10 protein-coding genes and 1 pseudogene are annotated in these 12243 nt (G+C 39.0%); 8 read left to right on the forward strand and 3 right to left on the reverse strand.

Features of this window, described 5'->3' with window-relative positions:
- A pseudogene (locus A0J48_RS24245) lies at positions 1–163 on the reverse strand (DUF2499 domain-containing protein); the annotation flags it as partial.
- A 41-nt stretch (positions 164–204) separates the two neighbouring features.
- Here A0J48_RS24245 and hisA point away from each other — a divergent pair.
- Positions 205–978, forward strand: coding sequence for a 1-(5-phosphoribosyl)-5-[(5-phosphoribosylamino)methylideneamino]imidazole-4-carboxamide isomerase (gene hisA, locus A0J48_RS24250; RefSeq protein ID WP_200327152.1), 774 nt, complete (start codon positions 205–207; stop codon positions 976–978).
- A 272-nt stretch (positions 979–1250) separates the two neighbouring features.
- Here the strand turns inward: hisA and A0J48_RS24255 are convergent, their stop codons facing one another.
- Both A0J48_RS24255 and A0J48_RS24260 read right to left on the reverse strand, forming a co-directional pair.
- Positions 1251–2342 carry a coiled-coil domain-containing protein gene (locus A0J48_RS24255; protein ID WP_200327153.1) on the reverse strand — a complete coding sequence of 364 codons (1092 nt, stop codon included), beginning with the start codon at positions 2340–2342 and terminating at the stop codon, positions 1251–1253.
- 129 nt (positions 2343–2471) lie between these two features.
- The gene (locus A0J48_RS24260) at positions 2472–3443 is read right to left on the reverse strand and encodes a coiled-coil domain-containing protein (protein WP_200327154.1); all 972 of its coding nucleotides are present in this window, start codon (positions 3441–3443) and stop codon (positions 2472–2474) included.
- Positions 3444–3882: 439 nt separating this feature from the next.
- Between A0J48_RS24260 and A0J48_RS24265 the strand changes: the two genes are divergently transcribed.
- The 7 genes from A0J48_RS24265 (at position 3883) to A0J48_RS24295 (ending at position 12178) form a co-directional block, all read left to right on the forward strand.
- A complete protein-coding gene (locus A0J48_RS24265; RefSeq protein ID WP_200327155.1) occupies positions 3883–4635 on the forward strand; it encodes a winged helix-turn-helix domain-containing protein in 753 nt (250 codons plus the stop codon).
- Between the two features lie 53 nt (positions 4636–4688).
- Positions 4689–6017: a sensor histidine kinase gene (locus tag A0J48_RS24270; RefSeq protein ID WP_200327156.1), complete on the forward strand. Its 1329-nt coding sequence runs from the start codon at positions 4689–4691 to the stop codon at positions 6015–6017.
- A 29-nt stretch (positions 6018–6046) separates the two neighbouring features.
- Positions 6047–6712 carry a phosphate signaling complex protein PhoU gene (gene phoU / locus A0J48_RS24275; RefSeq protein WP_200327157.1) on the forward strand — a complete coding sequence of 222 codons (666 nt, stop codon included), beginning with the start codon at positions 6047–6049 and terminating at the stop codon, positions 6710–6712.
- A 375-nt stretch (positions 6713–7087) separates the two neighbouring features.
- Positions 7088–7678 (forward strand): Crp/Fnr family transcriptional regulator, encoded by a 591-nt coding sequence (locus A0J48_RS24280; protein ID WP_200327158.1) that lies wholly within the window; start codon positions 7088–7090, stop codon positions 7676–7678.
- A gap of 146 nt (positions 7679–7824) precedes the next feature.
- On the forward strand, positions 7825–9426 hold the full coding sequence (locus tag A0J48_RS24285) for an iron uptake porin (RefSeq protein ID WP_200327159.1): 1602 nt from the start codon (positions 7825–7827) through the stop codon (positions 9424–9426).
- Positions 9427–9879: 453 nt separating this feature from the next.
- Positions 9880–10560 (forward strand): conjugal transfer protein TrbI, encoded by a 681-nt coding sequence (locus tag A0J48_RS24290; RefSeq protein WP_200327160.1) that lies wholly within the window; start codon positions 9880–9882, stop codon positions 10558–10560.
- Positions 10561–10921: 361 nt separating this feature from the next.
- Positions 10922–12178 carry an S-layer homology domain-containing protein gene (locus tag A0J48_RS24295; RefSeq protein WP_200327161.1) on the forward strand — a complete coding sequence of 419 codons (1257 nt, stop codon included), beginning with the start codon at positions 10922–10924 and terminating at the stop codon, positions 12176–12178.
- Positions 12179–12243: the final 65 nt, after the last annotated feature.

Here is a 12243-nt window from a genome sequence, read left to right on the forward strand (position 1 = left end):
GGGTAAAATTTCCCACTAATGTCATGGTAGCTTGTAGGGTGACTAACCATTCTAGAGATTCTACATTGTCGAAATAATGCCAGGTACAAGCACACATAGCACTAATTAAGGCTGGTAACATGGCAAAAGACAATCACCACCAACTGCGGCCTTTTGCCTTTTCCCACTGACAACTGACAACTGACAACTGACAACTGACAAATTATGGAAGTAATACCAGCAATTGATTTATTAGAAGGTCGTTGTGTACGACTATACAAGGGTGACTACGCGCAATCGCAAGTATACAGTGAAAACCCGGCGGAAACTGCGAAAATGTGGGCAGACCAAGGTGCTACGAGATTACACTTAGTTGATTTAGATGGAGCGAAAGCTGGTAAAATCGTTAACCTAGCAGCAATTGAAGCTATCAGTAATGCTGTCTCCGTACCCATTGAAGTAGGTGGAGGTTTGCGCGATCGCTCCAGTGTGCAACAATTATTTAATCTCGGTGTACAGTGGGCAATTCTGGGAACTGTCGCAGTCGAACAACCCCAGCTAGTTCAAGAACTTTGTCAAGAATTTCCCCAACAGATTATAGTCGGTATAGATGCCCGTAACGGTTTAGTTGCTACTCGCGGTTGGTTAGAAACCTCAGCAGTTTTAGCTACTCAACTTGCTACCCAAATGCAAGAATTAGGTGCAGCAGCCATTATTTACACAGACATCAACCGTGATGGTACACTACAAGGGCCAAATTTAGACGCATTACGAGAACTCGCAGCAGCAATTTCCATCCCCGTCATCGCTTCTGGTGGTGTCAGTTCTGTCACCGATTTGTTAAGTTTATTAGCCTTAGAACCCCAAGGTGTAACAGGTGTAATTGTGGGTAAAGCCTTGTATACTGGGGATATTGACCTCAAAGAAGCATTGCGAGCAATTGGGCCAGGACGTATTCAAGACATTCCACCTAATCTAGATTTTTCTAGCTTCGCTTGAGTTAGTGACCTCAATGAAGGGGCTGGTCAGTAATATATCTTAGATTTCTGGAATGATTCATCTTCTTGGTGTAGGTAAAACCGTCACTAAATTTTACAGATAAATCTCATGTCTAACCAAAACGATAATCCTAACCAAAATTCCCAAAAAGCGCAAATAAACAACAACGCTAAAAGCAAAAGACCACAACCACCTAAAGGACTAGGAAAACCAAAGACAGAATAAATGAATTGAGAATTGAGAATTGAGAATTGACAATTCTCAATTTTTTATTATTTATTCTTCACTTGACTTTTAGCTTGTTCTAAAGCAATTTCTTTAATCGCCTGATAAGAATTGACATTAGAACTTCCTTCAATTGCTTTAACAGCCAAATCCTGAACTTGTTTTAATGCCGATTCTAATTGTTTAGATAAATTTTGTAGTCGCGTTTCTTGATTAGTAATTGTCAGTTCTAAAGATTGCAATCTCTGTTCATAAAAACGTTTTTGCCCTTCCACTTCTTTAGCATACAAATCTGCCTTTACTTTAGCCTGATAACTAGCAATACCTTTACCTTCTTCCGTCGCTTTTTTAATTGCGGCTTCTTTTTCTTTCGGGAAAGCTTCTACCTTAGTTTTCAATTCTTCAAATTGTTTTTCTCGTTCAGAAATAGCTTTTTCTCTCTCAGTCCATTGTTTTTCAGTTTCTTGTTGCAATTCATCTAATTCTTTATACAACAACTTATCTTGCTGTGCATATTCATCACTAGCTAATTTCCGCTGGAGTTCCAAATCATATTTATATTCGGCTGCATCTCTTTGTCGCGTTCTATTTAAATTATCATTCCGTTCTTTAATTGTTCTTTGATGTTCTTCCTGTTCTTTTGTCCAAGTATTCCTCAATTCGGCAATTTCTTGGGATAAAACCTCATACCGTTCGTTGTATTCTTCCTGATACGCCTTTTCATTGTTATCATAAGACTCAATCAGAGTATCTAAAATATCTTCAGATATCTCTAAATTATGCATTTGTGTTAATTGTTGAATTTCATTATTTACAGATTCACCAATTTCTGATAATTTAGCAGCTTTTGTACTTAACTGTTCTGATAATTCATTGGCTGCACTACCAAAGCCAAGCTGTATTTTAGCCAAACTTTCAATGGTATTATTCATTTTTTGCTGAATACTAGTAGGCTGAGTCATAGCTATTTTTGGTTCGGCTTTAGGTTCGGTTTTGGGCTTTTCTTTAGGTGCAGATGAACTTTCTTTTTGCGCTTGTTCGAGTTGAGATTTCAGCGCAGCTTGTTCTTTTGCTAACTCTTCATACGCTTGGAGAATTTCGGCTTTTGTGTTTTTATCAGTTGGTTTTTTGGCTGGCATAATTAACCTCATATAAACTGTAAAATGTAGGAATTTAAGGAGTCAGGAAAGATGGGGATTTGGGTGGGGTGATGGGGTGATGGGTAGGATTAATAACCCTATCAACTATCAACTATCAACTATCAACTATCAACTATTAAAAGCTCTCATTGCTAAATCTTGTGCTTGGTTGAGTGCAGTTTGTAATTGAGTGGAAATACCTTCAATTTGCTCAAGCTGTTTTTGAATAGTTTCTTCTAGAGATTTAATTTTGGCTTCATAACTCTGTTTGGTAGCTTCCCATTCTTTTTCAAATAAATCAGCTTCAACTTTTGCTTTTTGGCTGGTGTCTTTAATCGCTTCTTCTCTAGCTTTTTTAATTGCTTCTTCCAATTCAGTTGGAAATGCTGTCACCTTCTGTTGATATTCTGTTAATAAAGCTTGTCTTTCAGTAAGAATTTTTTCTCGTTCTGCCCAATCTTTATTTTTTTGTGCTGTTGTTTCTTGGATTTCTAGTTCTAATTTGCGTTTTTTCGCCTGATATGCGTCTGTATTCAGTTTGCGCGTGGTTTCTAATTTATATTGATATTCTTCCTGTTCCTGCTGGCGTTCTTTAACTAATAATTCATTGTAAATTTGCAATTTTTCTGCAAATTCAGATTGTTCTTTTTGCCATTCTTTACGTTTTTGAGTAATTTCTTTTTCTAATGCTTCTCTTGTATGAGATGTGTTTTGTTCTAAAATTCTTAATTTCTCTTGATGCTCTTGTGTAAAAATATCTAAGGTGTCGGCAACAATTCTAATTTGCTGTAACTCTTGCAGTCGTTTAGTTTCAATCTCTATTGCTTGATTGAGTTCATCTAATTTAGAATTTTCTTGAGCTAATTTTTCAGAAAGTGCATTAATAATGCTGCCAAATTCTAATTGTAAGTCAGCTAAACCTTTAACAATACTATCAACTGTGTAGGTGGAAGCTATTGTTAAAATTTCCTGGTTTTTGGCTTTTTCCGCTTCCTCTTGTTTTGTTGCAATTTTAGATTCTAATTTTTTCCTTTCTGCACGAATTTGTTCAAATGCTTGCACCAATTGTTGTTTACTGTCTTTGATTGCACCTGTGGTCATAATTCCCATTCCTTGCAAAAGTAGTGATTAAACGATGTAAAAAGACATACCCTGTGCAGATTTCAACAATTGACAATGAAGAATAGGACTTACGCAAGATGTGGCTAAAACCCTTATTATTACCTAGCAGTAATTCATGAATTATCGCTACTTTCGTTCTGTTGTGCGTAAGTCCTCAATTGTTAATTTATTAGTATTTTTGTACTAAGATTTTACTCAAGCAATTAGTGATTGTCAAGAAAAAATTGCACTTATCTGGAATAAATCTCCAAAAGTTGCCAAAAATACTTGGCCGTTGGCAAGAAATGTGATTTATGATATATTCAATTTGTTATATTGACTACATTCTGCCAATATATAGATCCTCTGAAATCAATGTGGATGATGGGCAGTTACGGAATTATCAGTACAAGCACAATCTTGAAATCTTGTGTTATCAATGTATACCACTGAATCACCTAAGTATTCTGCTAAAGCGGATATCGGTCAAACCAGTCGCATTCTAGTAGTGGAAGATGAAGAACTCATCCGGGAAATGCTAGTTGTGGCTTTGGAAGGAGAAGGTTATGAGATTATCACTGCTGCTGATGGTCGTGCGGCTGTAGAATATCTCAAAAATTGCGAATCCAATTCAGGGGAGTTGCTTTTTGATTTGGTAGTATTGGATTTAATGTTACCGCAGATCAATGGACTAGATATTTGCCGTTTGTTGCGTCATCAAGGTAATGCTGTACCGATTTTAATGCTCAGTGCTAAGGGTAGTGAGACTGACCGGGTGTTAGGTTTAGAGGTAGGAGCGGATGATTACTTAACTAAACCCTTCAGTATGCGAGAATTGGTGGCTAGGTGTCGTGCTTTGCTCCGTCGTCAACGTTTAAGCAATTTACCACTCATACCTGTACTCAAGTACAAAGAAATTAGTTTAAATCCGCAAGAGTGCCGTGTGTTGGTTCGTGGCAAAGAGGTAAATCTATCGCCGAAGGAATTTCGCTTGCTGGAACTGTTTATGAGTTATGCTCGTCGTGTCTGGTCACGGGAGCAACTGCTAGATCAAGTTTGGGGTCCAGATTTTGTTGGTGATAGCAAAACTGTGGATGTTCATATCCGCTGGTTGCGGGAAAAATTAGAGCAAGACCCCAGCCATCCAGAATATATTGTGACTGTGAGAGGTTTTGGCTATAGATTTGGTTAACTTGTAGATATAGTTGTTAGTTTTTAATAATTACATAGCAACTAACTACTCAAATGTTTTTATTGGGATTTATTCTGGGTTTGTCCATCGGCCTTGGTTTTTGGCTTTGGCAACAGGTTCAACTCAACGGTTATTTGGAGCGAGTCCTTCAACCTTTAAACTCCCATGCTGATAAAATAGGATTCCCTCTGCTTCCCCGCTTACGCCAGGAAATGTCAATGGTGAGGCAGCAGCAACAAGATTTGCAGTTATCATTGCAAACCTACCAGGAACTATTAGATTTTGCACCATTGGGATATTTACAGGTAGATGAAGAAAATCAGCTATTGTGGTGTAATCAGCAGGCTAGGGAAATTTTGCATCTTCACAGGTGGCAACCAGGACAGGTGCGCTTGTTGCTAGAGTTGGTAAGATCCTATGAACTTGATCAGTTGATTGAACAAACTCGTGATTGGCAAAAACCACAGGTGAGAGAATGGATTTTTCACCCTTCTCGTGACAATGCTAAAGCTACCTTGGAGTTAAAGCCTTTGGCGTTACAGGCTTTTAGTTTACCTTTACCACAAAGACAAGTAGGGGTATTTTTAGAAAATCACCAGCCATTGCTGGATATGAATCAACAGCGCGATCGCTCTTTTTCTGATTTAGCTCATGAACTGAGAACACCTCTAACTTCAATTCGCTTGGTAGCGGAAACTCTACAAACACGCTTAGATCCGCCCTTAGACCGTTGGGTTAACCGCTTAATGCAAGAAGTTGATCGGTTGATTAATTTGGTGCAAAGCTGGTTAGAACTGACACAAATGGAAACTAATTCCAATATGCTGTTGAATCCAGAGGTTGTGGAAGTGCGATCGCTAATTGCATCAGTGTGGGAAACACTAGAACCATTAGCACAAAATCAGCATCTTAATATTTCCTATTCTGGTTTAGAAACTGTATGCATTCACGCTGATAGATCCCGAATGTATCAGGTATTTGTCAATTTATTAGATAATTGTATCAAATACAGCCCCTCACATACAACTATTTACATAGAAGTTAACCTAATCACTGTTAATGAGATTCTTTCAGGCAATCACCACTCTCCAGCCCTGGAAATTAATATTATAGATTCGGGTCTTGGTTTTGCAACCGCAGATTTACCCCATGTATTTGAGCGATTTTACCGGGGAGATAAAGCCAGACATCATGAGTCACTTCCTGGGAATACAACCACAGCTATTACCGGTAGTGGTTTAGGTTTAGCAATTGTCCAGCAAATAATTATTGCTCATGGTGGTATTATCAAGGCCATGAACCATCCAGACACTGGTGGCGCTTGGATACAAATTCAACTCCCTGAAGTCGTGGCAAACTCGCCAAGGCAAGATTATAGTTAAAAAATATAATCAGTTTTGAGATTAAAAATGTGAAAGCTGTCATTAATGATACTAATTCTGAAAAACTCCGTCCGACACGCGCCATTAGAAGATTAGAACGCGATGTACTACGTATGGGAGCTTTGGTAGAACAATCATTCCGGCTTAGTCACCAAGCCCTATTTGCCCGCGACTTAACAGCAGCTGAAGAACTTCCCCGATTAGATAAGAAAATAGACCGCTTTTATAGACAAATAGAATCAGACTGTACATCAATTATGACTTTGCAAGCACCTACGGCTCAAGACCTGCGCTGTTTAAGTGCTTTTATGCAACTAGTACGAGACTTAGAACGGATAGGAGATTACGCCAAAGATTTAGCCGAAATTGCCATTAAAATATTTCCTTATCCACCTCATGTTTCTTTGCCAGAAATCGCACTCATGTCTAACAATGCCCAAGCAATGTTAGCAACTAGCTTAGTAGCTTTAGCCGATTTAGATGAAATTAATGGGCGCAGACTCAAGAGTTTAGATGATGACGTAGATCACGCCTATGAAAATTTATACCATACCCTAGCACACCAAAGAGATGTTCCAGGGGTAATTGAGCCAATTCTCCTCTTAACATTAGCAATTCGCTGTTTAGAAAGAATGGCAGATCACGCTACTAATATTGGTCAGCGAGTAGCATACATAGTTACAGGTCAAAGGTAAGTAGGTAGGCGTTAAAAATTGTCGTTATGGCAAGGCAGGAGGCAGGAGGCAGGAGGCAGAAGGCAAATCTTTCTCCTCATCTCCCCATCTCCCTACATTTCATAAAAAGCTTACCTATTCTTAAACTTCCAACATTAAAGTAGACAATAGATAAATAGATATAAAAATCTGGATTTGATATTTGAAAAAATCTCAGTCTTTGTAAGGTGTGTTATCGACGCAAGTACAGATAACACAAATGACACATAATTCAAAAATCAAATATGAGTCCTATATTTTATTTGAATAGTATCAATCAATTTTGCCAATAGATGCTTTTTATGGATGACTTATTTACCATAGTGCTTCTCAATATCCTACCCATCTAATTTCAAAATGACCTTATCTATAACGGAAACTCTAATATCCACCACACATAAACAGTTAAGCCAAAATATATTTACTCGTCGGTCAATCATTCCCTTCCAAAACAATGTATTATGGCGTATTGATCGTGGTATAGTTCGTACATTAACATGGTGTGAAGATGGTACATCCATGACATTGGGTTATTGGGGAGTAGGAGATATAGTTGGCTATCCTTTATCTAAAGTTAACCCTTACCAAATTGAATGCTTGACCAGTGTGGAAGCAACTATGATTCCACCTCACCTGTGGCATGAAGATATCAATGCTTTATTAAACTACATTCAACAAACGGAAGAACTTATAAGCATATTACATCAAAAACCGACTTCATTAAAAGTGTGGAAATTTTTGGTGTGGTTGAGTGAAAAATTTGGTCGTGATTTAGAACAGGGTAAATTAATTGATGTCAATATTACTCATCAGGATATATCAGAGGTGTTAAACACCACGAGAGTAACAGTTACACGAATATTACAGCAATTTGAAGAAGAAGGGAAAATATTGCGTCATAAACGCAGTATTGTTCTGAATTTACCAAGTAAATTAACGATTATTTAGTATCAAATATTAATTTAGGGGTTGTGTTAACTGTGATAGGTAATGTATAGTAATTACAGAGTGAATTATATGTAAATCCCCCAATCATAGTAGGGATTTAATCATAACGATTGAATTTGTTTAGGTGTGAGTGAGAAGGTAATAACATGACAAAACAATTTTGGAATGTTCTGAAGGTAAGCCCAGTTATTGCAGCAACTGTCCTTTCTGCTAACAGTGCTATAGCTGGTGAAGTGAACGAACAAGCAACAAGCGTTGCTCAGTTGTCCCAAGAAGCTAACAACATCGGTCAGGTAACATCCGTTTCTCAGTTTTCTGACGTACAACCCACAGACTGGGCGTTCCAAGCTTTACAATCTTTGGTTGAGCGTTATGGTTGTATTGCAGGTTATCCCAACGGTACATACCGTGGTAATCGTGCTTTAACCCGGTATGAATTTGCAGCAGGTTTGAATGCCTGTTTAGACCGAGTTAACGAACTAATTGCTACAGCAACTGCTGATTTGGTAAACAAGCAAGATTTGGCTACCTTACAGCGTTTACAAGAAGAGTTTTCTGCTGAATTGGCAACTCTACGCGGTCGTGTAGATGCTCTAGAAGCGCGTACCTCTGAGTTAGAAGCTAATCAGTTTTCTACCACCACCAAGCTGAAAGGTGAGGCTATTTTCAGCGTGTCTAGTGCTTTTGGTGGTGCCGCAGGAGAAGGTGGAGAATTTATAGAAAACACAACCTTCTCTAACCGTGTGCGCTTGAGCTTAGAAAGCAGCTTCATGGGTACAGATAAGTTACAAGTTCGTTTGAATGCTGGAAACTTTGTAGATAACAGCACTGAATCAGATACAAATATGACCCGTCTGGGCTTTGATACTGCTACTAGTCCAGCTAACAACGTTCAAATTGATAAGGTCAATTACGCTTTCAACTTAGGTCAAAAAATCAGTGTCAAGATTGATGCGACTGGTGCTGAGATAAACGAAAACGTTAACGTTTTCAACCCTGACTTCAGAAGCAGTGGTACAGGCGCACTCTCCCGTTACGGTCGTTTCAGCCCCATCTACCGTCAAGCTCGTGATGGTGCAGGTATCACCGTTAATGTTAAGCCCAGTGACAAATTTACCTTGAGTGCAGGTTATTACGCCGCAGGTAGAAATGATGCTGCTAGTCCAGTTGACGGTTTTGGTGCATTCGATGGCGATAACACCATTTTCGGTCAGTTAGAATTTAAACCCAATAAAGCTATCAATGTTGGTTTAGCCTACGCTCGCACATATCAAGGTAGTAGTAACAGTCCCGACCTCTTCGGTAGTACAGGTAGTGACTTTGCGAATGATCCTTTTGATGGTGAAAAGACTGAAGCCGACAACTATGGTTTGCAGTTTACCTTCAACCCCAGTGCCAAGATTGCCCTCGGTGGTTGGGTTGGTTACACCACTGCACAAAGCACAGAATCTAATGCAGATGCAGATATGTTCTACTGGGGTACTACCCTTGGTTGGAAAGATTTCGGTAGAGAAGGTAACACTTTAGGTTTAATCTTTGGTCAACCACCTAAAGTTACTGATACTAGCAATATTGCTTCTAATCCAGATGACAATGGTACTTCTTATCATTTAGAAGGTCTGTACAAGATGAAGCTTTCTGACAATATTCTGATTACCCCTGGTTTATTGGTGATCTTCAATCCTAATCATAACGATAGTAACGACACCATTTATGTAGGTACTCTGCGTACTACCTTCAGCTTCTAAGTTGAGTGATGAGTTAGTAGCATAGTAGCCGTTTCATTAAACATACAACTTTTAACCCGCCCAAGGGCGGGTTTTTATTTGGGAAATTGTCAGAAATGGCTAACGCCACGCTCCGCGAACAGGATTTCCAGGATTAAAGGATGAACAGGATTTAAACTAGGATTTTCTCACCTATTACCAATAACCTCAACTAAGCCACGGTTTTTACAGATTTAATCCCCTGGCTACATTTTTGAATTAACAACCAACGGTCAGAATCTTTATCTAATGCTGGCTTGAGACGTTCTTCAGTTGCAGCTGCTGTGCCTTTTATTAACTCAGAGTCAGAACCTCTATGATGGCATTAAGAGTCCCAGACTGGGAACGAGATAAAACTGATAACTGACAATTAAAGAAACTATCCTCATCAAGCCACGTCATCACAGCTATCACACATCATTGGAACTATCATATATGAGTAGTCTTATGGGTTGGCAATCTAGCACCGCTGCACTGATGGCAATGGCTATTACTACAAGTGCAGTTACTCCCTTATTCACTTTTGCTCCTGCTCAGGCACAATTCAATCTTAATCAATCTCGCACAGTTACTATTCCGGCAAATGTCACCTTGCCTGTTACTTATGAAAAAGAGAAAGTAATTGTTACTCCGGGAGAAAGATTACCTCTGACTTTGAGAATAGCGAACGATGTTATTGACAGCAACAGAAATGTTTTGATTCCTGCTAGAACTGAAGTTGTGGGAGAGTTAGAACCAGTCAATCTCAACAGTGGTTATTACAATCAAAATAAAAAAGGTGTACGCTTTGTAGCACGAGAATTAGTTTTTCCCTCTGGAAAACGACAGCAGATTAATGCTAATTCCAGAACTATTAGCGAAACCGAAAGAATCTCTCAGGGAACTGATACTGGACAGATATTAACAGATGCAGCCATTGGTGCTGGTGCTGCTAGTGTGATTTCACTACTGACAGGTAACAAGAAAATTGAAGTTTTAGAACCTGTTGCGGGAGCCGCTGCGGGTGCTTTAGCTAGTGTGCTGTTACGAAAAAAACAAGCTGATGTTTATGTTCTGCGCCCAGAAGATGATTTAGATATCACACTTGGGTCAAATTTGGTACTTTCTCGTAACTAGACTTAACTTAATTGAAGTCGTGACTCTCATTACCAATATATCCTCTGAGATCCCTGACTTGTGTAAAAAGTTGGGGATTTATATATTTGAGATGTGAGGTATCTACTGCTATATTATATGACTACAATCCACTTGCTCACTGACAGGAAAACTACAAGTAAAACTATTGACAAATTTAAAAAAAACACAGGAACAGTTTAATGTCAAAATTGTCTAGGTAGTTAACAGAGTAGTTAACAAAAAGAACAAATAAAGCAGTTACTAGGTGGGTAAGGACAAACGGTGATCATAAAAATCAGATCCCCTACACCCTACACCCTCTTCCCGTTGCCTCTTAATAATTTTTACAGGAGTAAAATCAATGTTTACTTTAAATCGCTTGCAATCTAAAACAGCCTTATTCATGGCTTTGAGTGTTACTGCTGGTACTGTAGCACCTTTGATGACATCTGCGCCTTCCTTAGCTCAAACCGGGTTTTCTGATGTTTCATCTAACTACTGGGCATCACAATTTATTCAACAGTTATCACAACGTGGTGTAATTGCCGGATTTCCCGATGGGACATTTCGTCCTGAAGAGCCAGTGACACGCGCTCAGTTTGCTGCGATGATTAACAAAGCTTTTAACAAGTCTGCACTACGGCAACCAATTAACTTTAATGATGTACCCAGTAATTATTGGGCATATACCGCCATTAGACAGGCTTATACTATTGGGTTTTTATCTGGATATCCGGGCAATGTCTTTAAACCTAACCAAGCTATTCCCCGTGAACAGGTTTTAGTTTCTTTGGCTAATGGTTTGGACTATGTTCCTAGCAGTAATGTGGAATCTACTCTGCAATACTACAATGATTCTAATAGTATTTCTGGCTATGCACGCAGTCCAATCGCAGCGGCGACGGATAGAAGAATTGTTGTTAACTATCCGAATGTGAAGTTTCTCAATCCTGGTGTGACTGCTACTAGGGCGCAAGTAGCGGCTTTTATTTACCAAGCATTGGTTAGTTCTAATCAAGCTTCAGCTATTAACTCACCTTATATTGTTTCTTTGGTAACAACTCCTCCTCCACTCACTTCTGTCACCATTCCTCAAGGAACTATTATTCCTGTGAAGTATGAAAAGGCTAAAAAAATTCTTGTTACCAAAGATGAAACTGCACCTTTAACTTTGATTACATCACAAAACGTCATCACTCAAGATGGTACAGTGGTGATTCCTGCTGGTAGTGAGGTGATTGGTGAACTTAGACCTGCTCGTCGAGATGTTTCTCAATCTGGTTCTCAGTTTTTTGCACAGAAGTTAGTTCTGACTAATGGTAAAGAATATAATCTCAGTGCGACTTCTGATGTGATTACCAAAACGGAAACTGTCAGAAAAGGAATTAGCACTAGTTCAATTATCACAAATACTGTGTTGGGTGCAAGTGCAGCAGCAGCAGTATCGGCAGTGACAGGCGACCGCGCTATTGCTACAGAAGAAGTTCTGGGAGGTGCTGGTATTGGGGCGTTGATTGGTCTGTTCTTTGGAAAGAATAGTGTAGATTTAATTTCCATTGAACCTAATACTGATTTAGAAATGACAATTAATCAAAACTTGGTAGTTTCTTTGCAGTAGGAAGAAGGAGTTCAGGAGTTCAGGAGTTCAGGAGTTCAGGAGTTCAGGATAAACAAGAATTTCAG

Origin of the sequence: Sphaerospermopsis aphanizomenoides BCCUSP55, assembly GCF_001586785.1 — a bacterium.
Taxonomy (GTDB): Bacteria; Cyanobacteriota; Cyanobacteriia; order Cyanobacteriales; family Nostocaceae; genus Sphaerospermopsis_A; species Sphaerospermopsis_A aphanizomenoides_A.